Source organism: Croceimicrobium hydrocarbonivorans (genome assembly GCF_014524565.1).
In the GTDB taxonomy this organism is placed as follows: Bacteria; Bacteroidota; Bacteroidia; order Flavobacteriales; family Schleiferiaceae; genus Croceimicrobium; species Croceimicrobium hydrocarbonivorans.
On record NZ_CP060139.1, the window covers coordinates 3716103 to 3736487 of the forward strand.

Annotated in this window: 20 protein-coding genes and 1 other RNA gene; 11 read left to right on the forward strand and 10 right to left on the reverse strand. The window is 43.1% G+C overall.

Going from position 1 to position 20385, the window contains the following annotated elements; all coding sequences use genetic code 11:
• Nucleotides 1-36: 36 nt before the first annotated feature.
• Nucleotides 37-936 (reverse strand): ParB/RepB/Spo0J family partition protein, encoded by a 900-nt coding sequence (locus tag H4K34_RS16690; RefSeq protein WP_210758523.1) that lies wholly within the window; start codon nucleotides 934-936, stop codon nucleotides 37-39.
• Nucleotides 937-959: 23 nt separating this feature from the next.
• A complete protein-coding gene (locus tag H4K34_RS16695; RefSeq protein ID WP_210758524.1) occupies nucleotides 960-1742 on the reverse strand; it encodes a ParA family protein in 783 nt (260 codons plus the stop codon).
• A 156-nt stretch (nucleotides 1743-1898) separates the two neighbouring features.
• Between H4K34_RS16695 and H4K34_RS16700 the strand changes: the two genes are divergently transcribed.
• Nucleotides 1899-2420 (forward strand): NADPH-dependent FMN reductase, encoded by a 522-nt coding sequence (locus tag H4K34_RS16700; protein ID WP_210758525.1) that lies wholly within the window; start codon nucleotides 1899-1901, stop codon nucleotides 2418-2420.
• 50 nt (nucleotides 2421-2470) lie between these two features.
• Here the strand turns inward: H4K34_RS16700 and H4K34_RS16705 are convergent, their stop codons facing one another.
• Both H4K34_RS16705 and H4K34_RS16710 read right to left on the reverse strand, forming a co-directional pair.
• Nucleotides 2471-2866: a PUR family DNA/RNA-binding protein gene (locus tag H4K34_RS16705; protein WP_210758526.1), complete on the reverse strand. Its 396-nt coding sequence runs from the start codon at nucleotides 2864-2866 to the stop codon at nucleotides 2471-2473.
• A 152-nt stretch (nucleotides 2867-3018) separates the two neighbouring features.
• Nucleotides 3019-4791 (reverse strand): ABC transporter ATP-binding protein, encoded by a 1773-nt coding sequence (locus H4K34_RS16710; RefSeq protein ID WP_210758527.1) that lies wholly within the window; start codon nucleotides 4789-4791, stop codon nucleotides 3019-3021.
• A 107-nt stretch (nucleotides 4792-4898) separates the two neighbouring features.
• Here H4K34_RS16710 and H4K34_RS16715 point away from each other — a divergent pair, with 107 nt between their 5' ends.
• The 7 genes from H4K34_RS16715 to H4K34_RS16745 all read left to right on the forward strand — a co-directional run bounded on the left by H4K34_RS16715 (nucleotide 4899) and on the right by H4K34_RS16745 (nucleotide 10989).
• Nucleotides 4899-5993: a Glu/Leu/Phe/Val family dehydrogenase gene (locus tag H4K34_RS16715; protein ID WP_210758528.1), complete on the forward strand. Its 1095-nt coding sequence runs from the start codon at nucleotides 4899-4901 to the stop codon at nucleotides 5991-5993.
• A gap of 3 nt (nucleotides 5994-5996) precedes the next feature.
• A complete protein-coding gene (nusB, locus tag H4K34_RS16720) occupies nucleotides 5997-6938 on the forward strand; it encodes a transcription antitermination factor NusB (RefSeq protein ID WP_210758529.1) in 942 nt (313 codons plus the stop codon).
• A gap of 48 nt (nucleotides 6939-6986) precedes the next feature.
• The gene (locus tag H4K34_RS16725; protein ID WP_210758530.1) at nucleotides 6987-7523 is read left to right on the forward strand and encodes a DUF1573 domain-containing protein; all 537 of its coding nucleotides are present in this window, start codon (nucleotides 6987-6989) and stop codon (nucleotides 7521-7523) included.
• A 1-nt stretch (nucleotide 7524) separates the two neighbouring features.
• Nucleotides 7525-7884, forward strand: a complete 360-nt coding sequence (gene yajC / locus H4K34_RS16730; protein ID WP_246452146.1) for a preprotein translocase subunit YajC — start codon at nucleotides 7525-7527, stop codon at nucleotides 7882-7884.
• Nucleotides 7885-7953: 69 nt separating this feature from the next.
• A complete protein-coding gene (locus tag H4K34_RS16735; RefSeq protein WP_210758531.1) occupies nucleotides 7954-8952 on the forward strand; it encodes a YbbR-like domain-containing protein in 999 nt (332 codons plus the stop codon).
• Entirely contained in the window at nucleotides 8949-9542 is a 594-nt protein-coding gene (gene coaE / locus H4K34_RS16740) for a dephospho-CoA kinase (RefSeq protein WP_210758532.1), read from the forward strand. Before H4K34_RS16735 ends, coaE begins: the two co-directional genes overlap by 4 nt.
• A complete protein-coding gene (locus H4K34_RS16745; RefSeq protein WP_210758533.1) occupies nucleotides 9505-10989 on the forward strand; it encodes an NAD(P)H-hydrate dehydratase in 1485 nt (494 codons plus the stop codon). Before coaE ends, H4K34_RS16745 begins: the two co-directional genes overlap by 38 nt.
• Here the strand turns inward: H4K34_RS16745 and H4K34_RS16750 are convergent.
• The 5 genes from H4K34_RS16750 to ffs all read right to left on the reverse strand — a co-directional run bounded on the left by H4K34_RS16750 (nucleotide 10979) and on the right by ffs (nucleotide 16298).
• A complete protein-coding gene (locus H4K34_RS16750; protein WP_210758534.1) occupies nucleotides 10979-12418 on the reverse strand; it encodes a hypothetical protein in 1440 nt (479 codons plus the stop codon). The genes H4K34_RS16745 and H4K34_RS16750 overlap by 11 nt on opposite strands.
• Nucleotides 12419-13042, reverse strand: a complete 624-nt coding sequence (locus tag H4K34_RS16755; RefSeq protein ID WP_210758535.1) for an L-threonylcarbamoyladenylate synthase — start codon at nucleotides 13040-13042, stop codon at nucleotides 12419-12421.
• 5 nt (nucleotides 13043-13047) lie between these two features.
• Entirely contained in the window at nucleotides 13048-13704 is a 657-nt protein-coding gene (gene fsa / locus H4K34_RS16760; RefSeq protein WP_210758536.1) for a fructose-6-phosphate aldolase, read from the reverse strand.
• A 28-nt stretch (nucleotides 13705-13732) separates the two neighbouring features.
• Complete coding sequence (locus H4K34_RS16765) at nucleotides 13733-16135, reverse strand: ATP-binding protein (RefSeq protein ID WP_210758537.1); 2403 nt, start codon at nucleotides 16133-16135, stop codon at nucleotides 13733-13735.
• 63 nt (nucleotides 16136-16198) lie between these two features.
• An RNA gene (ffs, locus tag H4K34_RS16770) (signal recognition particle sRNA small type) lies at nucleotides 16199-16298 on the reverse strand.
• A gap of 97 nt (nucleotides 16299-16395) precedes the next feature.
• On the opposite strand from ffs, the gene H4K34_RS16775 reads away from it, so the two are divergent.
• Genes H4K34_RS16775 through H4K34_RS16785 form a run of 3 tightly spaced genes read left to right on the forward strand, consistent with a single transcriptional unit; the run spans nucleotide 16396 to nucleotide 18888 of the window.
• Nucleotides 16396-16941: a DUF4199 domain-containing protein gene (locus tag H4K34_RS16775; RefSeq protein ID WP_210758538.1), complete on the forward strand. Its 546-nt coding sequence runs from the start codon at nucleotides 16396-16398 to the stop codon at nucleotides 16939-16941.
• Nucleotides 16942-16943: 2 nt separating this feature from the next.
• The gene (locus H4K34_RS16780; protein WP_210758539.1) at nucleotides 16944-17903 is read left to right on the forward strand and encodes a glycosyltransferase family 2 protein; all 960 of its coding nucleotides are present in this window, start codon (nucleotides 16944-16946) and stop codon (nucleotides 17901-17903) included.
• Nucleotides 17893-18888, forward strand: a complete 996-nt coding sequence (locus tag H4K34_RS16785; protein ID WP_210758540.1) for a glycosyltransferase — start codon at nucleotides 17893-17895, stop codon at nucleotides 18886-18888. Before H4K34_RS16780 ends, H4K34_RS16785 begins: the two co-directional genes overlap by 11 nt.
• Here H4K34_RS16785 and H4K34_RS16790 read toward each other — a convergent pair.
• Nucleotides 18879-20339, reverse strand: coding sequence for an ArnT family glycosyltransferase (locus H4K34_RS16790; protein WP_210758541.1), 1461 nt, complete (start codon nucleotides 20337-20339; stop codon nucleotides 18879-18881). The two genes, H4K34_RS16785 and H4K34_RS16790, sit on opposite strands and share 10 nt — an antisense overlap.
• Between the last annotated feature and the right edge of the window lie 46 nt (nucleotides 20340-20385).

The window sequence follows — 20385 nt, forward strand, 5'->3', positions numbered from 1 at the left end:
CAAATTATGATATGAAGGATGTACTTGGAAATGACCTTAGTTTTGGAGTTGCTCCAGAATGCGATCCAATTCGGCATCATTGCGGAAGCTAATGCTGATTTTCCCACGACCACGCTTGCTACGGCTTAGGTCCACTTTCATCTGAAGTTTTTCAGAGAGATTTTCCTGGGCTTGCGCATAGTTTTCGGGTAATGGGCTGGAGCTAGTACTGGCTTTGCTTGTACTTTCCGTTTTGGAAGTTTTCAGCTTGCGCACGGCTTCCTCAATTTGACGCACACTCAAATCTTTCTTGATGGCATCATGGTAAAGCTCTACTTGCTCCTCTTCCTGCTCTACATTGATTAAGGCTCGGGCATGACCCATGCTAATCATTTTGTCGCGCAGTCCCGCCTGAATCAAAGGCTGTAATTTAAGGAGGCGTAAATAGTTGGTAATGGTCGAACGCTTTTTACCTACGCGCTCGCTCATGGCTTCCTGAGTAAGATCACATTCCTCAATCAATCTCTGATAGCTCAAAGCAATCTCAATGGGATCGAGTTCTTCCCTTTGAATGTTCTCCACCAGTGCCATTTCCAAAGTGGACTGATCATCCGCCAAACGGATATAGGCAGGAATACTGTCCAGACCTGCGATTTTAGAGGCCCTGTAACGACGTTCACCAGAGATAATTTGGAAATTATCCCCCTCAACCTTGCGAACAGTTATGGGCTGAATGATGCCGAGTTCCTTGATAGATACGGCTAGTTCTTCCAGCGCCTCAGGGTCAAATAGGGTACGGGGCTGATCGGGATTGGCCACGATCTGCTCCAATGGGATTTCGGCAATGCTGCCTAATACTTTATCTGCATTTTGATCTTTACCGGTGCTAACATTACCGGTGTCATTTAAGAGGGCGGCGAGGCCCTTGCCCATAGCCTTACGTTTAGGTGTAGCCATTCAGTACTTTTTCAAAAGGATGCTTAGGCTTCTGCCTCGATCTCTTCGTTTTTCTCTAAAAATTCGCGGGCCAAATTTAAGTAATTCTCCGCGCCATTACTGGAAGCATCATACATGATGATGGTTTCTCCATAACTTGGCGCCTCACTTAAACGCACATTACGTTGAATTATGGTATTGAAAACCATTTTACTGAAATGGGTTTTCACTTCTTCAACTACCTGATTGCTCAATCGTAAGCGCGAATCGTACATGGTTAGCAGTAATCCTTCAATATCCAGATCAGGATTGTGCAGGTTTTGTACACTTTTAATCGTATTCAATAATTTACCCAAACCTTCCAATGCGAAGTACTCACATTGGATAGGGATAATCACGCTATCCGCAGCCGTAAGGGCATTCAAGGTGATCAATCCTAAAGAAGGAGCGCAATCAATAAAGATATAGTCGTATTTGTCTTTTACTGATTCCAGAGAACGACGCAGCATTTGCTCCCGCTGATCTTTGTCGACCAATTCGATTTCTACCGCCACCAAATCAATTTGAGCAGGAATTAAATCGAGATTCGGATTCTTGGTACTTACAATGGCCTCAGCGGCATCAATCTCATGCTCCAGCACCTGATAGGTACCTACTTTAACCTCGTCGGGATTAAAGCCTAAAGCCGAAGTGGTATTGGCCTGAGGGTCCGCATCGATTACTAAAACTTTCTTCTCCAGCACGCCGAGGCTGGCCGACATATTTACAGAAGTGGTAGTCTTACCTACGCCGCCTTTTTGGTTGGCAATGGCAACAATTTTACCCATTGATAGAATATTTTGATCTTTTTAGAGCTTCGCTTGTTCCTAATTTTGCACGACGGAACCGCCGTATCGCGCCCGATTTTTTTCGGATGCCTAAAATACAAATCTAATTGCTTAACCTTTCGATTTCGATCGGATTTACAAAGATTATTGAACAAGATGATAACCGTAATTTGTGGAACCCACAGACCCAAGAATATAACTCGAAAAATTGTAGATAAGTATTGTCAAATGCTCCGCGCCGCCGGGCAGGAGATTAACTTATTTGAACTAGAAGAATTGCCACGTGATTTCGTTTTTGGCGATAGCTTCGGTAATAGAAGTCCTGTTACTGAGGAGATTATCAAAACTAAAATCATCCCTGCCGATAAACTGGTTATCATTAGCCCGGAGTACAATGGCAGTTACCCTGGCGTTTTAAAAGCCTTTATGGATGGCATGGATCCACGATTGTGGAAAGGGAAAAAGGTTGCTCTAGTAGGAGTGGCTTCTGGCCGAGCTGGAAACATCAGGGGGATGGATCATTTGACCCATGTTTTGCATTATCTGCGGATGGAGGTTTTCTCTAATAAAGTGCCTATCTCCAAGGTTAATGGTCTTTTAAATGATCAAGGTGAATTGGAAGATGAAGAAACCCTGCGCGTATTGCAAAGGCAGGTAGATGAATTCTTAGAATACTAAATGAAAAAAGCTCCCTTATGAGGAGCTTTTTTGTGGAATATCTTAAGCTTTTAGATGTCTTCGAAAGAAACATCGGTATAGCCTGCAGTATTATTTTCTAGAGTCGTTTCCAATGCGCCTTCTTCGTGATTGTAGTCCTCAGCTCTGCTGTGGAAGTCGGGCTCATGTCGATCGGAAATTACCTCTTCACCTCTTTTATCGATGATGTAATCGGTAGCGGCATTCAACATTTCACTGAATTGCTCAAAGTCTTCTTTGTACAGGTAAATCTTGTGCTTCTTGTAGTACACATTGCCATTCTCGGCGGTGTGTTTCTTGCTCTCCGTGATGGTTAAGTAGTAATCGTCAGCTTTAGTCGCCCGTACATCGAAGAAATAAGTTCTTCGCCCTGCTCTTAAAACCTTGGAATGGATTTCCTCCTGCACGTTTTGTCCTTGATCACTCATCGCAATTGGGTTTATACGGGCAAAGCTAAAAAAATATGGATTCGTCCATGGATCGAATTGCAAATTGGATCCAGTTAAGTCTATTGTCTACCGTCTAATATCTATCGTCTCTTAGCAACCTAATCAACAAACCAGACTCCAAAACCCAGCTACTAACTACCTTTTTCCAACTCCAGCAACTGCTGCTCGTACATCTCTTGATAGTAGCCACCTTCTTGCATTAAGGTATCGTGGTTTCCTTCTTCGATTACGCGGCCGTTTTCCAGAACCAGAATATGATCCGCATTTTTAACGGAGCTTACGCGATGACTGATAATCAAGCTGGTGCTTTGATCGATTAGTTTCTTGAGATTGCTAAGAATGGCTTCTTCTGTTTCGGTATCTACAGCCGAAAGACAATCATCGAAAATAAGCAGGGGTGGAGCTTTAATAATGGCTCGGGCAATGCTCACCCTTTGTTTTTGGCCTCCGCTAAGCGTAACTCCACGCTCACCAACTTTGGTTTGGTAGCCATCGGGGAAGTCCATTATATTATCGTGAACATGAGCATTTTTGGCGGCTGCAATAATCTCTTCTTCCGAGGCCCCATCACGCCCAAAGGCGATATTCGCACCAATACTATTGGAGAATAAGAAGGCTTCTTGCGGTACATAACCAATATTTTGGCGCAATACATCCAGATTCACCTTACGGATATCCTGCCCGTCGATGAGTAGTTCTCCCTCATCTACATCGTATAGTCGACCAATTAAATTGGCCACGGTACTTTTTCCGCTCCCGGTTCGGCCTACAATGGCCAATGATTTTCCGGGTTCCAGCTTAAAGCTCAGTTTATCGATTGCTTTAATACCCGTATCGGGATAGGTGAAGCTCACCTCCTTAAAGTGGATTCCGCCTTTAAAGGCCAGTTCTTCTTCACTCGGATTTTTGATTTCAGGCTCTACCCTTAGGAACTCATTAATACGCTCCTGACTGGCCGCTGCTCTTTGCACTAAAGAGGTTACCCAACCAATGGAGGCTACCGGCCAGGTAAGCATATTCACATAAATGATAAACTGGGCAATCACCCCGGTTTCAATCTTCCCGGCAATGGTTTCTTGTCCGCCAATGTAAACCGTTAAAATGGTGGACAATCCAATTAAAAGGATCATCAGAGGGAAGAAGAGCGCGTTTATGCGGAATAATTCCTTGTTGCGATCGAAATAGTGATTGGCCTCTTCATTAAATTCTTGCAAGGATTTTTCTTCTCGAACATAGGCCTTTAAAACGCGGATGCCCGAAAAAGTTTCCTGAACAAAGGAGCTAATGGCACTAAGCTGACGCTGCACCTGCTCGCTCTTCACATTAATCTTGCGACTTACATAATAAATGGAAGTAGCAAGTAAAGGCAGGGGAGCGAGTACATATAAAGAGAGTCGGGGACTCCAATAGATCATAATAGGGATAATCAGCAATAAGGTCATGCCCACGTTCATGGTATACATAATGGCGGGACCCACATACATTCTTACCCGACTCACATCTTCACTGATGCGGTTCATCAGGTCACCGGTACGATTACGTTTGTAAAAAGCCAGTGAAAGCTTTTGGTATTGATCGTAAATTTCATTCTTCATGTCGTATTCAATATGCCGACTTACCACTATAATGGTTTGGCGCATGAAGAACATAAAGAGGCCTTTGAGTAGGCTGGAGCCGATGATAATTACACCGTAGAGAATCAGTTGATTTCGCAGATCACTGTAATCGAAATCAGGATTTTCGCGGTAAGCGGCAATGGCGTCTTCTACAATATTAAAACTCTCGCGAACCAGCTCTGCGGGCAAGATGCCGAAGATCACTGAGATGGCAACGAACAGTAAACCAGCCAGAAGCTTCCAGCGGTATTTGTAAAAGTATTTGTTAAGACTGAGGAGGGACTTCATCAATTGTTGACTCAAAAAATTAGCCTAATTTCGCGACCGAAATAGACAGGTCGGCAAAGGTAAAAATTAGGTGGCTTGTCTTACTCTATCTCTCATAGCATTTAAAAATGAACGATCTTAAACTTACTGACTCATCCACGGTAGACGGCGCAGTTTTCTCTGCAAGCGCCTTCAAGGACCACGAACAGGTGGTTTTTTGTAATGACCGTGAGACTGGCTTAAAGGCCATTATTGGTATTCACGACACCACTCTGGGACCGGCATTAGGCGGTACTCGTATGTGGAATTACAATCACGAGTCGGAAGCCATCCGCGATGTTTTACGTCTTTCCCGTGGTATGACCTTTAAGGCTTCCATCAGTGGATTGAACCTGGGAGGAGGTAAAGCAGTAATTATCGGCGACAGCCGAAAAGATAAGACCGATGCTCTTATGCAGAAGTTTGGTGAATATGTAAATTCACTTTCCGGTCGCTATATCACCGCCGAAGATGTGGGTATTAATACGCACGATATGGAAATGGTTAAGAGCAAAACCGACCATGTAACTGGTATTCCAGTAGAAATGGGTGGTTCTGGTGATCCTTCTCCAGTTACGGCTTACGGTGTGTTTATGGGCATGAAAGCTGCCGCTGAATATAAATTCGGTTCCAGCGATTTAGGTGGTAAGCGCGTGATGGTGCAAGGTATTGGCCATGTAGGCGAAACTTTGGTAAAACACTTAACTGAAGCGGGTGCCACAGTATTGATTAACGATATTCATCGCGATCGCATGGAAGAAGTTGCCAATCAATACGGCGCACAAATCCATGAAGGAGATGTGTTCGCAGCTGAATACGATATCTATGCTCCTTGTGCTTTAGGTGCAACTCTAAATCCAGAAAGTATTCAAAAATTAAGTGCTCAGGTAATTGCCGGTGCTGCTAACAACCAGTTGGCTGACGAATGGCGCGATGGCGAAACCTTGAAGCAAAAGGGTATTCTTTACGCTCCTGACTTCTTGATTAATGCCGGTGGATTGATTAATGTATACTCTGAAATCGTAAAATACGATCGCGCAGAGGCCTTACGTCGTACCGAAAACATTTACCATACTACTTTGCAAATCTTCCGTACTGCCGAATTGGAGAACATTACTCCTCACCAGGCTGCATTGAAGATTGCTCAGGAACGAATTGAACAAGCGAAAGCCCAGCGAAATTAAAATATGCTCACACGACGCCACCTGCGAATTAAGGTTTTCCAGGCGCTATATGCCTATGCTTACGATCCTCAAAGGGGATTGATTAAAGCAGAAAAGCAATTGCGTCAGTCTATTGACGAGATTTATCGATTGTATCTCTATGATTTGGCTGCTTTGGTTTTAATCCATCGCTTTGCCAAGGAGCGCATTGAGGTTAATCGTCAAAAACGATTACCCAGTCAGGAAGACCTCAATCCGAATTTGCGCTTTGTTGAAAACCGCTTTTTAAGTTGGTTAGAACGCAATCCACGTTTTAAGCAGGAGGTAGAAGATCTGCATATTAAGTTCGGCGACGAAAAGGAATTGATTCGTAAGATTTTCCGCGAATTTCTGGAAGATGAGCGCTACCAGCTCTATATGGAGGCAGATCACAATGATCTAAAGGAAGACCGTAAATTGGTGAAATACCTCTACGGCACTTACCTGGCAGAGAATGAAGATTTGCATGAAGTGTATGAGGAGCGCAATATGTTTTGGTCTGATGATTTAGATGCAGCCCAAGCCATGGTGGTGAAAACCATTACCAGCTTCGACTCTAAACGCGAACAAGAATCAGCTTTGATTCCTTTGATAAAGAATCAAGAGGATTTAGACTTTGCCCTTAAGCTTTTCCGCATTAGCGTGAATGAAGGGGATAAATTCGAATCCAAGATTTTAGCCAAAGCCGAACATTGGGAAGGAGACCGTCTTGCAGCTATTGATCAGGTTCTCATGAAAATGGCTTTAGCTGAATTGGTAACCTTCAATCAGATTCCCGTTAAGGTAACCCTGAATGAGTACATCGAATTGGCTAAGCAATATAGCACTCGCAGAAGCGGTCAATTCGTCAATGGAATTTTAGATAAGCTTCAACAGGAAATGACAGATGCAGGAGAAATTCGCAAAATTGGCAGAGGTCTCTTGTAGCATAGTTCTTGATGAATCTTTAATATTGCTAACAGTAAAAACAACAAAATGACCAGAAGACTCCTATTTTCCGGTATGATCGGATTAGCTATGATTAGCAGCTCTTGTGATAATGCCGCCAGCAAGATTCGCAATGGTGCTGACGACAGTGCAAGTAGCCCTGCCAATAGCAGCAATTCTGTAAATGCCGCAAATCAGAACTCTAATCAGGAAATCAGCGTTAATGTTGATCCCAATGCTAAGCTTCCTGAATTCAAATTTGAAAAGGAGAACCACGACTTCGGAACTATCGAAGAAGGTACTTTGGCGAAATACGATTTCGAATTTACCAATACCGGTGAGGCTCCTTTAATTATCTCAAATGCCAGTGGAAGCTGCGGATGTACCGTTCCACAATGGCCTCGTGAGCCAATCGCTCCAGGTGAAACCGGAATTATTCACGTTGAATTCAATTCTAACGGTCGTCCTGGAAACCAGGCTAAAACCGTTACGCTTAACGCGAACACCGTTCCTAACAAAAAGATTCTTCGCATCAATGCTATGGTAAATCCTAAGCCTAAGCAAGCGGAAGAGCAACAAGGATAAAATGATGAATTATATTTTTTTACAAGAAGCAGCTCCCGGAATGATGAACAATCAGTTGATTATGTTCGCTCTGGTGATTCTGGTGATGTACGTTTTCTTTTTCCGTCCTCAGATGAAACGTCAGAAAGAGGAGCGTAAATTTCAGCAAGAAGGCCTTCAGAAGGGAATGCGCGTAGTAACAACTTCCGGCATTCATGGTAAAATTCTTGAGGTTCAGGATAATATCCTGATCATTGAGAGTGAAAACAGCCGTTTGAAGATTGATCGTGCTGCTGTAAGTAAAGAGCAAAGTGCTTCTTATTTACCTGATGAAAAGAAGGATAAGAAAGCCAAGAAAGAAGAAAAAGAAGACGAAAAATAAAACGTCTCAAGCTTATAAAGGCCTCGGCATTGCCGGGGCTTTTTTATGCAATATTGTATCTTCAACCCAGTGAAACAACAAAGCGAAAACAAAGGCTTTAAGCTGCGCATTCCACCCTGGCTCTTAGATGGGAATACCAGGATACGTTTGCTTTTCATCGGCCTCTCTCTAATCCTCTGGTTTTTGATTAAGCTTTCGAAAACCGGCTATGTAAGCACCATCGATTTTGCCATCGATTACAGTGACTTACCCAAGGGAATGGTCTTTACTGAAAAACCACCAAAATCTCTGAAAATCAAAGTACAGGGTAGTGGTTATAATCTGATTAAGTACGCCTGGTTTAATTATCGGGATTTAGATGTGGATTTGCAGAATTTGGAGAGCAATCGCAAAGGTCAAAACTATTGGACCAGTGGCTCTTCACGTAATTATCTGGAAGCTCAATTGAGTGATGAAACTACTCGTATTCTGGAGATTCATCCCGATACGGTCTTTTTCAAAATCAGTCAATTACTAACAAAGGCGGTACCCATTAAGGTGCGTTATAAGGCCCTCTTTGATACCAATGCTTATGTCTTGTATGGCGCACCTAGATTAGCGCAGGATTCCGTTTGGGTGGAAGCACCGGCCAATGTTTTAAATCAATTGGAATATATCGAAACGGAGCAAGTGAGTATTGCTGAAGCTCAGGACAGTCTTGATTTTGAATTGAAATTAATAGCGCCAAATTATCCCCATCTGCATTTAAATCAAGAGTCGGTAGAGCTGCAATTGTATTTCTCCGCTTTAACGGAAGGTAAGGTGCAAATTCCTATTACGGCTATTCATTTGCCGGATACCGTGCAAATGGAGCTGTTCCCTTCGCAGGTAGAGCTAACCTTTCGCTGCGCTTTGAGGGACTATAAAGACATAAGACCAGAGGAATTTGAAGTCTATGCAGATTTTGAGGAAATAGTACGAAATCCCGAAACCCGATTTTTATCCTTGAGCACGGAGAATCCTCCCTCTCAAATCCGAGCCCTACAATTGCAGCCTAAGCGCGTAGAATACTTAATTAGCAAGCCATGATTGTTGGTCTGACCGGTGGTATTGGTAGTGGGAAAACTACGGTGGCCCAGATTTTCCAGCAATTGAAAGTGCCGGTATTTGTGGCGGATGAAGAATCGAAAAGGCTCCTGGATACCGATGCAGACTTACAAGCACAATTAGTAGAATGGCTGGGGCCCGAACTTATTAAGGAGGGAAGGGTAGATCGTGCTTATATGGCATCGCGTATCTTTAAGGATGAAGATTTATTAAAGAAGGTAAATGCCCTTATTCATCCGGCGGTTGGCAGAGCTTTTCAAACTTGGTATCAAAAGCAAGAGGCGCCCTATATTATTCGCGAGGCAGCTATTTTGTTTGAGAGTGGTACCCATAAAGATTGCGCGAAGATCATTGTAGTTTCTGCTCCGGAGGAATTGCGCTTGCAAAGGGTGATTAAACGATCAGGCGAAAGCCCAGAGCAAGTAAAGGCACGCATGGCTAAGCAATGGCCGCAGGAGAAGAAAGAAGCCTTGGCCGACTATATTATTCATAATGATCATCAGGAAATGTTGATTCCTCAAGTTTTGCAAATTCATGAAGATCTTATCCATATCGCAAACACAGGCCGCTGATCGCTATACGATTGAGCATGAGCCTATCGCTTCCCTGGATTTAATGGAAAGAGCCGCGCAGGCCTTGCTAGTCTGGTTTCTCCAAAATATAGATCCAGCACGACCCATTGTTTTGCTTTGCGGTAAAGGAAATAATGGCGGTGATGGATTGGCGCTGGCCCGTTTATTAAGGGCCAATGGCTATTGGGATCTAAGGGTATTTCTAGTAGATCATAAGGGTTCCCCTGATTTTGAGGCGAATTTAGATCGACTGGGAAAGGATATACTTCAAGAGCTACTCCAAGATCAATTAAAACAAGAGCATTTCCCAGCCGATATTGTTTGGGTAGATGCTCTTTTTGGATCCGGACTTAGTCGAGTTTTAGAAGGTCGCTATGCCGAGTGGATCTACCAAATAAATGAACGTAGTGGCACTAAAGTGTCTATCGACTTGCCCAGTGGCTTAATGGGGGATGCGATTGCCCAAACAGATTTATTGCGGGTTTTTAAGGCGGATTACACGCTTACTTTCCAATATCCCAAATTGGCATTGGTGCATCCCTATACTGCGGCTTTGGCCGGACAGCTCGAAGTCTTGGATATCGGCTTGCATCCCGATTACCTTCAATCCGCTGAAAGTTCCTATTCCTGGATGAGCCTTGCTGATATTCAGTCTATTATCAAGCCCCGAAAAAAGCATTCGTATAAAGGCGATTACGGTCATGCCTATTTATTGGCGGGTAGTCCCAATACAATGGGCGCTGCTTTAATTGCGGCGGAAGCTTGCGCGCGCAGCGGGGCAGGCTTATTAAGTTTAAATACCGCCAAAGAAACTTTTAGGGCTTGCAACAGCCGTTTGCCGGAATTGATGCTTCAAGAACGTAGTTCTCACGCTCCAAATTTAGAGGCCTACAAAGCCATTCTTTGCGGCCCAGGTTTAGGTCAGGATGAAGGGGTGAATAGCCTCTTGGCTGAACTTTTGCAAAACTGGCAGGGCCCCATGGTTTTGGATGCGGATGCCTTAAACCTGATTGCTAAAAATCCATCCTATTTGGAATGGGCTAATGAAAATTGGATTCTGACACCGCATCCTGGCGAGTTTAAACGCTTATTAGGCTTGAATCAGCTTGGTCCAGATCAATTGGATCTAGGGATTGAATACTGTCGCAAACATCAACTTAATCTGCTATTAAAGGGAAGTATCTCGGTTTTTATAGAATCTGATGGTCATTGTACATTTTATGATTTTGGCACATCAGCTTTAGCTAAAGGAGGAAGCGGAGATCTATTGGCCGGCCTGATTTGCGGCTTATTGGCACAGGGCTATACTATCAAAGACTCAGTAAGTTTAGGCCTGGCCTTGCAAGGCAGAGCAGCGCAATTAGCCGAAAGGGAATTGGGCTCAGCTCATGCGGTACTGAGCTCAGATATCTTAAAACAAATAGGAAAGGCTTACGCTAGTTTTTAGGGGCATCCGGAAAAGGGTAGCGCTCATTGGCCTCTAGCAGGATATACTTTCGACCGCCCATTTCCCAAGATTGAATTTTGCTTAACCATTCTATCTCTCCGATTTTCTCTTCATTGAGTCCGGTGTAGAAAGGCACATTGTGACTATCCCAAATAAAAAGACTGGAACGATGCATCTGCTGCCAAATTTCCTTTTGTACTCTTTGCCAATTCGACTGTTCCTTAATATTAAGAGGATTATGGCCGCTCAGCATGGCTAGGTAAGGCAAATCATTTACCAAATGGCGTGATTCTAAATCGGGATAGCGCTCCTTTAAAAATGGATATACTTCATTAAGAATATAGGTTTGATAGGGCCCTAAATCCCAGGCAGTCTTACGATAAGGCTTGGCCCGACTATCTGTGACCATAGTAAGGACACCAAGGATCGCAATGAGTCCTAAAATAGCATAGCCTTGCCTTGCTTTTATTTTAGACCAAAATAGTTGGAAGGGTAGAAGGGCCATTAACCAAAAGAGAGGGAAGACCATGATAAGTACTCGCTCTAAACCGGCGGAAGCATATAAACCTAAGGCCCAAACCATGGTGTGCGCGGCAAAGAATCCCCAAGCACTGCCAAAAAGCAAGAGAAAGTCTTGGCGCCACCAGTCTTTCTTTTTAAAAAGCCAGTAAATGCTGATGATGGAACCGGCTAGTATAAGCAGGAAATAGAGGGCGCCCATCATTATTCCCATGCGTTCAAAATAATGCGTCCAATCGCCTTTGCCATACACACTGGCCCCGGCTACATAGGCTTTTTGGTAGAACCACAGCCAATCGCCTTGATGGTAGAAGGAGCCTAAGAAACCATAAATTAAGGATCCAACTAAGATTAATGGCAGATAGCGATACTGCTTATTAAGCAAGCCATACACTAAAAAGACCGGAATCAGAACCTGTGCTTCGCCTCTGCAGAAAGGGAGAAAGGAAACTAGGCTATAGGCAGCAATTAAGTACGTCTTATTCGTCTTAGCCAATTCCAAAAAATAGAGACAGAGTATGAGACACAAGGCGGCAAAGGGTTCGGTTAAGCCGCTATTGAGGTAGGAGCTGAATGCCGGACTTAAGAAAGCTAAGATGGGAATAAGCCATAAGGCCTGCCAGCCTTTGCGAGCGGCATAAAGACTTGCGAAAAGTGAGGTGGCTACCCCGCAGAGTATATTAAAGATTTTTATGCCGGTAAAGCCAAAATAGGAGAAGGGGCTAGCGAATAGGGTGAAAAAAGGTTTGGCCCAAGAGTTAAATAAGGCAGCGGGATCTGTCCACACATGCTGCGCCCAAAAGAAATGCATAAGGGTATCGCCCTCACCACCAACCGCCGGACTCTGGATAGCCAGAATGGCTAATATTCCAAAGATGAGGCCGTGTATCCAATAATATATTTTGGGCATTTACAGCAAGTCGAGGGAACCTTTGCCTTCGCGAATTATTTCCGGATATCCTTCTGTGAGGTCAACTACAGTAGAGGCGAAGAGATCGCCCATGCCGCCATCTACCACCAAATCTACCTGCTTATCGAATTTCTCCGCGATTAATTCAGGATCAGTAGTATAGTCGATTATTTCATCTTCATCGTGAACGGAAGACGCGATAATCGGGCGACCTAATTCCTTTACTATTTCCCTGGGAATGCTATTATCAGGAATCCGAATTCCTACCGTTTTCTTTTTCTTTTGGAAAATCTTCGGGATGGAACTTCCGGCCTTAAGAATAAAGGTATAGGGGCCGGGCAAGCAGCGATTAAGGATTTTATAGGTAGGAGTGTCTACCGATTTGGTATAGGAACTTAAAATGCTGAGATCGGGGAAAACCAGGGCGAACTCTGCTTTTTCAGGCTTTAAGCCTTTTAAACGCGCTACCCTTTCTATGGCCTTCGGCTTACTGATATCGCAACCGAAAGAGTAAACAGTATCGGTAGGATAAACAATAACACCCCCGCGATCTAATACCTCGACTACACGGGCTATTTCGCGGGGGTTAGGGTTTTCTGGATAGATCCGAACGATCTCAGCCATTTTTCTTATCCGTTTCCTTTACGGTAATCAGCTAAGAATTTCTCTAAGCCAATATCGGTTAAAGGGTGATTTAATAATCCAGTGATGCTAGACAATGGTCCGGTGATCACATCAGCGCCAATTTTCGCGCATTCTAATACGTGCATGGTATGACGTACAGAGGCGGCTAAGATTTCAGTTTCGAAATCGTAGTTATCATAAATCAAGCGAATTTCTTCGATCAATTGTAATCCATCGGTAGAGATATCATCTAAACGACCGATAAATGGAGATACATAAGTAGCACCTGCTTTGGCCGCTAATAAAGCTTGACCAGCGCTGAATACTAAAGTGCAATTGGTTTTAATTCCTTGATCAGAGAAGTATTTAAGCGCTTTAACGCCATCACGAATCATAGGGATTTTCACCACGATTTGTGGATGAAGGGCTGCCAAAGCTTCGCCTTCACGTACCATACCTTCGAAGTCGGTGCTAATTACCTCGGCACTAACATCGCCATCTACGATATCGCAAATTGCTTTGTAGTGAGCAGTGATATTCTCTGCTCCAGTGATACCTTCCTTGGCCATAAGGGATGGGTTAGTAGTAACCCCGTCTAAAACGCCCAGTTCCTGTGCTTCTTTAATTTGCTCCAGGTTTGCAGTGTCGATGAAAAACTTCATGCTTAATGTAAAATTTTGGCAAAAGTAACTATTGTTTAGCAGCTCCTTGCGGACAATCCAGACTAAAGTAAAAGACCGTTCCTAAATTTAAGCTACTCTCTACCTGTAAGGTACTGCCCATTTTAAAAAGTAGATCCTGACAGAAGTGTAAACCCATACCGGTGCCCTCTTCGCCAATGGTTCCTTTGGTGCTATTTAGTTTTTCACCGCCCAGTAAATTGGCAATCTGAACCGGTGTCATTCCCCGGCCATTGTCTACAATCGCAATTTCAATTTTCGCTGAATTAATTCTACGGCTTTGAATTTGCACTCTACCAACCTTTGGTTCTACAAATTTGATGGCATTGCCAATCAAGTTTCGCAGAATTACCCGCAAGGCATTAGGATCGGCTACGGCTTGCAAATCCTGATCCACCTGATTGAGACATTCTACCGATTTCTGTTTTATGATATCCTCCTTTTCCTTGATGACATCATTTACTAATCGAGCGATGAAAAATTTGTTTCGTTGCAGTTCCAGGCCATTACTTTGATGCTTAACCCAGTCTAAGGTTTTAAAGAGTAAAGTTTTGGTGCGAGCTAAGCTTTCATAAATCAACTGCAAATTGCTATTATGTTCTTTTGGATCTCCATCCAGCGAAAGCTTGGCTAACTCTAAACTGCTTACTACCCCTTCTTTAAGGTCATGGGCAAGTAAGGAGAGCATTTTTTCTTTGGCCGAATTAGCAATTTCCAATGCCTGTGTTTTCCGACTGAGTTCAAGGCTTCGTTCCTGACTATTGGTTACATCGGTAATCACCGCTACCGTGCCTACCATTTGACCTTCGCTGATCATTTCTCGCAGGGAGACTAAATGGTAAAACTTGCGCTCGTCTTTTAAACGAGAGCTCATATTTTGGAAACTCTTCTTTTGCTGAACTTCCTGTATTCGCAATTGCCAATCCTCCAGCATGGCCTCCTGATTGATTTGGGAGAGGAAATTTTTACTTTCTTCCAAATCGAAATTCCCGAAATATCGAAAGTGATCTCGAGCCGCTTGATTGCTGAAAATCAAATCTCCATTAGCGTCCAAAGCAATAATGCCGGAAGTCATTTGTTCGGCAGCTAGTCGCGAACGCTCATTAATAATTCGAAGGTTTTTACTCAGCTTTCGTACCCGATTATTGATACGGTAATAGAGGATAAAGGCACTTAGCAGGATTAAGGCCATTATGGTAACCAGAATGATGGTGGTGTTCTGCGAAGCAATTATCCGCTCCTTCTCCTTGTTGGAGGCTTCTAGGTTTTGAAGTCGGCTTCGATTGACGATAAATTCCCCTTGAACTTCCATCAAATCCTTTTGAACCGTATCCTTTATAATGAGGAGCTTTTGACTTAAGGCCGCAATGCGTACTAAAATGCTGTCGGCTTTTTTGATTTGGCCTTTTTTACGATAGAGGTTTTCTTTTTGATAAAGTAGGCTGAGTTCGCGATCTAGATTACCAAATTTTTGTGCAGTAGATATGGCAGAATCTATATAAACGAGCAGACTGTCTTCCAGGCGCAATTCGGTAAAGAGCCTTATTTTAAGATTTAGCCAGTTGAAGTCCTTGAAAGGACTGCTCATTTCTTTGGCTTTACTTAAATGATAGGATGCACTGATAAGATCGTCATGGTCAAATGCGATTTCTGCCCATTGACAATGGATGTCGCCAATAAATTCAAACTCTGTGGACAAGTCATTGTAAAAAGCGGCTTTTTCCAGCGCGGAGTCTGCGCGAGCGCCATTTCCTAATTCGCGATACATCTGAGAGATATACAGAAGAGAGTGCGTAAGGAGGAATTTATCATTGAGACCTAAGCGCAATTCGTAGGCTTTATTGAAATAGAATAGGGCAGAGTCGGGCCTTCCGAGCTGAGAATAACAGAGTCCAATATTATTATAAGCCACTGCTTCTCCGTAGTCATCGCGATTTTTCTCCATCACGAGAGCGCAGTTTCGAAAGATGTCCTGAGCATCTTCAAAGAGCTTTACTTGAAAAAGTAAATTCCCATAGCCTACTAAAAACCACCCTTCATTGTGGAGCCAATCCGTATTGTTCTTATAGCCTAAGTAGTGGATGCCTTTGCTAAAGGCTTCCATGGATGCCGCAAATTGACCTTGATCTCGATACATACGTCCGGCTTGGGCGTAGATGGAGAGAATCTCATGGAAATCTGTTAATTCCAAAGAGATTTTCTCTGAGATCTCCAAGTATTTAAAGCGGTCTTTTAATGGGAGTTGAAGGTCCTCGGCTAAAAGTCGATAGGCATAAGTATAGCGTTCGGGACATTTGAGACTATCGCATTCCTGGCGCAATTCAATCAAGCTAGCTTGCTGATAGAAAGTAGAACCGGAACTCAGTAGAGAAAAGGAAAGGGTACTAAAAAAGAGAATGCTAAGAGCCTTCAAGTTGTTTTGATTGGGGGTTCCTCTAAAGTACAGAAAAATGGAAAACAAAAAGAAGGGAAGAAAATAAGGCAAGCGATCCATATCACACCGCTACGACCAATTACCCTTGCTGCGTTCCCGCCCTGGGGGAGTTCATCGGGAGCTGGTTGTATGGGACTTGCCTTATGGCGACAAAATTAAGCTAAATCCGGCGAAGGAAAAAGCCTTGAGGGCGCATTATTCAATTATATTTGCTTTTCGACTTAAAACCTAAAATAGTCATGAATAGAGCTAATTTTCGAGGCGCTCGAGATTTTGGCATTTATATGCTCATTATCAACCTCCTATATATAATAATTGGGTATACCGTTTCACTTGATCTATTAACAAGTTTTTTTGGAGGCTTACTTTTGATGCTAGCAACAGCAATTATGGAGGTCCTTGCCTCTTTGAAAGTAAGGAAGGATAATGGCGGTATTCTTAGTTTTAAAGATGCTTTTACATCAGTAATTTTAGTTTTTTTAATTGCCGTAATTCCTACGAGCCTTTTAACTTATGTGCTGTTCAATTTTATAGATCCTGAGATAACTGAATTGGTAAAGGAACGCTCTATTGAAGCAACCATTTCACTGCTTGAGAAATTTAATACTCCGCAAGAACAGATTGATATAGCTGTTGAAGAGGCACTTAAACAAGACCAATTTTCCCTGACATCTATCACTAAGTCACTTTTGTACCGCTTTATTGGGGTGTCCCTATTTGGACTAATCGTGGCGGCGATCGTTAAAAAGAAATCAGAGGAATTAGATATTGCTTCAGAAGGATAATAATGGATTTATCTCTTGTCATTCCTCTGTTTAATGAGGATGAATCACTTAAAGAATTATACAGCTGGATTTGCCGAGTAGGAGAGTCCGAAAAGCTGGATTTTGAGATCATCTTTGTCAATGATGGCTCTACCGATAAAAGTTTGGAAGTTATTCATGAGCTTGCTGCTAAAGACAAGCGCGTTCGTTTAATTTCTTTCCGTCGTAATCATGGTAAGTCAGCCGGCCTTAATGTAGGCTTTGCCGCCGCCAGTGGCGATGTGGTAATTACCATGGATGCCGATCTTCAGGATAGTCCGGATGAAATTCCAGGCTTAATGAAAATGATCCGGGAAGAAGGTTTTGACCTGGTTAGTGGTTGGAAGAAGAAACGCTATGATCCAATTTCCAAAACCATTCCTACCAAATTCTATAACTGGGCTACGCGACGTATCAGTAAGATTCACTTACATGATTTCAATTGCGGCTTAAAAGCCTATCGCAATGAGGTAGTAAAAGCGGTGAATGTTCAAGGTGAGATGCATCGCTATATTCCCGTTTTAGCTAAGAATGCCGGCTTTACCAAGATAGGTGAGAAGGTGGTTCAGCATCAAGCGCGTAAATATGGTACAACCAAATTTGGCTTGAGCCGCTTTATAAATGGTCCTCTGGATCTATTAACCCTGGCCTTTGTTTCCAAATTCTCTAAGCGCCCTATGCACTTTTTTGGGCTCTACGGAACCTTAATGATGATCTTTGGTTTTTTAGCGGCCTTATTCATTGGGGTAGAGAAATTAGTGGCCTTGCAAATGGGGGAAAAGGCCCGTTTGGTAACCGAAAATCCATTTTTCTATTTGGCTTTAGCCACCATGGTAATTGGCGTACAATTATTTTTGGCGGGCTTTTTAGCGGAATTGGTAATTCGCAACAGCAATAAACCGGTAGAATACACTATCGAAGAGCGTATCAATTTTGAATCTTGAGCTAAGCTTAATTATTCCTCTCTACAATCGTCCGGATGAAATCCGCGAATTACTTGAAAGCCTTTGCTTGCAGAGTGATTCGGCATTTGAGGTGATTATTGTTGAAGATGGCTCCAGCCTGAAGAGCGATGCTATTGTCGATTCATTCAAAGATCGATTGAAATTGGCTTATTATTTTAAGCCAAACAGTGGACCGGGTCAGTCTCGAAATTATGGGGCTGAAAGGGCCCAAGGGAACTACTTTATTTTCCTGGATTCGGATTGTATTATTCCCGCAGATTATATCCAATCGGTAAAAAGCTTTCTAGCGGCAAAGCCCGTAGATGCTTTTGGTGGGCCCGATCGGGCAGATGCCAGTTTTAGTCCTATTCAGAAGGCGATAAACTATTCTATGACCGCCCTCTTTACCACTGGTGGCATTCGTGGTGGCAAACATAGCGTAGAGAAATTTCATCCTCGCAGTTTCAATATGGGCTATACCAAAGAAGTTTTTGAAAGAACCGGAGGCTTCGCGCCGATGCGCTTCGGTGAGGATATTGATATGAGCATCCGCATGATGAAGGAAGGCTTTAGCACTGCCTTAATTCCGGATGCCTATGTTTACCATAAGCGACGCAGCACTTTCAGGCAGTTTTATAAGCAGGTGCATAATTCGGGGATCGCTCGTATTAACCTATATAAGCGCCATCCAGAAAGCCTGAAGCTCTTACATTTCTTTCCAGCCAGCTTTAGCCTTTTTGTGATTTTTAGTCTTTTGCTAATGCCCTGGACTTTATTCCCGCTAAGCTTTTTAGGCTTCTATTTCCTCTTGATATTTTTGGATGCCCTTCGTCAAAATAAGAGCATCTTCGTAGCTATCCTGGCTATGCTGGCTTCCTTTATCCAGCTCTTTTCTTATGGCTTAGGCTTTATGAAAGCCGTATACCGTCGATTGATTTTAGGTAGAGGTGAATTCGCGGCTTTCGAAAAGAATTTCTACAAATAATCCTCTCGGATAAAGAGAACCGCTCCATTATCATAGGTTGCAATTAGGCTATATCCGGAGTTTTCCTGTTCTAGTTTTTGGATGAAATCTGCATCTTTTTCCTTCCAAAGGTAATAGGCATCGTATTCCTTATCCTGATATCCCTCTCGGCTTAAAGGTGCGAGCCAGCTTAATTCCTCACTTTCACGATAGAAGTTCAAGGCCGGTTCAAAAAGCCAATTGATTCCTAATTGGAAGGATTCAACATCTATGGCTTTGCTTTCTTCTAAATCAGCAATAGCTTCTTTGTGCGAGGCATCATAGGTCCATTCCACCGCTTCCTTAAAATTGAGGTACCGGAAATTCAGGGCAGCGCCAATTACCAAAATCAGGCTTAAAGCCAATTGATAATGCTCACCATGGCGATATCGATTTAAGCGCTGAAAAAGGAAGATAAAATAGGTGAGAAGCAAAGGAGCGTAAACCATTACGGTACGTCCAATGAGGTATTCGGTACCCAAAATAAAATGCTGGGCAATTTGAGCTCCGGCGGTAAACAACAACCAGATGAGGAGTTCGGAATAGAAATACCAGCCAATTTGACTTTCCTTACGGAAATGATCCCAGGCAAAGAATGCTGCACCAGCAATAAGCGTTATAGCGGTAAAACCACTGATCCAAAGGCCGATATCGAAATGCTGTTTATAGGTAAATATCCAGGCTAAGCTATGCATGCTGCTTTCCCAGAAATTGGAATCGCTGCCAAATAAATCACCCGAAATATTACGCAATGGAATTACTATCAATAGAGCCAGAACGGCTGTAACTATTCCTACTGGGCGCCATAAAACTCCCAGGCTCTTGGTTTGATTTTTTCCTTCAGACCAGTAAAGGATAAGAATCAATCCCACCAGTGCAACATAGGAATATAGGAAGGTAAAGTTGGCATATACGGCGAAGGCGGCAAAGAGAAGGGTACGCCAGATATGATGACCATTATTTAAATCCCGGTAACAGTATAAATGATAGATAGAAGCCAAGCTTAAAGCCATTCCCATACCATAGCCCCGCGCCATGGCGAAGAAATCGATAAAATAGAGTTGAAAGCAAAGGAGGAGGAAGGCTAAAATTTGAATTCCGGGGAATCGAAATTTACGGGCTAGTAAAGCAGCATATCGGAAGTAAATTATAGCTGCAATAACATTGGGCAAGCGCAGACTAAAATCACTTAAACCAAAAATTTGAACACTCAACTTGGCCAACAGGGTGTTTAAAATATGATTATTTGGAATGTGGGGAGGTTTGTAAAGAATGATTCCGGCCCAAGGTTGGCGTACATAATGTAAATAGGTATAGGCTTCATCGTGTGTGATAGGAACCCATAAGGCTCTGAAAATGACGATGCTAAAAAATACAGCACCCACAGCAAACATGAGCCAAAGAACATAAGGCTTGCGAATCTGTTTCCCCATGAATTAAATTTAGACAGCGCAAATTTATCGATAAGCATCGTTTATG

What these genes read in the sequence shown, in the direction of transcription:
- H4K34_RS16690 (WP_210758523.1), bottom strand. Translation starts at nt 936, where the DNA reads ATGGCTACACCTAAACGTAAGGCTATGGGCAAGGGCCTCGCCGCCCTC.
- H4K34_RS16695 (WP_210758524.1), bottom strand. Translation starts at nt 1,742, where the DNA reads ATGGGTAAAATTGTTGCCATTGCCAACCAAAAAGGCGGCGTAGGTAAG.
- H4K34_RS16700 (WP_210758525.1), top strand. Translation starts at nt 1,899, where the DNA reads ATGATAACCGTAATTTGTGGAACCCACAGACCCAAGAATATAACTCGA.
- H4K34_RS16705 (WP_210758526.1), bottom strand. Translation starts at nt 2,866, where the DNA reads ATGAGTGATCAAGGACAAAACGTGCAGGAGGAAATCCATTCCAAGGTT.
- H4K34_RS16710 (WP_210758527.1), bottom strand. Translation starts at nt 4,791, where the DNA reads ATGAAGTCCCTCCTCAGTCTTAACAAATACTTTTACAAATACCGCTGG.
- H4K34_RS16715 (WP_210758528.1), top strand. Translation starts at nt 4,899, where the DNA reads ATGAACGATCTTAAACTTACTGACTCATCCACGGTAGACGGCGCAGTT.
- nusB (WP_210758529.1), top strand. Translation starts at nt 5,997, where the DNA reads ATGCTCACACGACGCCACCTGCGAATTAAGGTTTTCCAGGCGCTATAT.
- H4K34_RS16725 (WP_210758530.1), top strand. Translation starts at nt 6,987, where the DNA reads ATGACCAGAAGACTCCTATTTTCCGGTATGATCGGATTAGCTATGATT.
- yajC (WP_246452146.1), top strand. Translation starts at nt 7,525, where the DNA reads ATGATGAATTATATTTTTTTACAAGAAGCAGCTCCCGGAATGATGAAC.
- coaE (WP_210758532.1), top strand. Translation starts at nt 8,949, where the DNA reads ATGATTGTTGGTCTGACCGGTGGTATTGGTAGTGGGAAAACTACGGTG.
- H4K34_RS16745 (WP_210758533.1), top strand. Translation starts at nt 9,505, where the DNA reads ATGAAGATCTTATCCATATCGCAAACACAGGCCGCTGATCGCTATACG.
- H4K34_RS16750 (WP_210758534.1), bottom strand. Translation starts at nt 12,418, where the DNA reads ATGCCCAAAATATATTATTGGATACACGGCCTCATCTTTGGAATATTA.
- H4K34_RS16755 (WP_210758535.1), bottom strand. Translation starts at nt 13,042, where the DNA reads ATGGCTGAGATCGTTCGGATCTATCCAGAAAACCCTAACCCCCGCGAA.
- fsa (WP_210758536.1), bottom strand. Translation starts at nt 13,704, where the DNA reads ATGAAGTTTTTCATCGACACTGCAAACCTGGAGCAAATTAAAGAAGCA.
- H4K34_RS16775 (WP_210758538.1), top strand. Translation starts at nt 16,396, where the DNA reads ATGAATAGAGCTAATTTTCGAGGCGCTCGAGATTTTGGCATTTATATG.
- H4K34_RS16780 (WP_210758539.1), top strand. Translation starts at nt 16,944, where the DNA reads ATGGATTTATCTCTTGTCATTCCTCTGTTTAATGAGGATGAATCACTT.
- H4K34_RS16790 (WP_210758541.1), bottom strand. Translation starts at nt 20,339, where the DNA reads ATGGGGAAACAGATTCGCAAGCCTTATGTTCTTTGGCTCATGTTTGCT.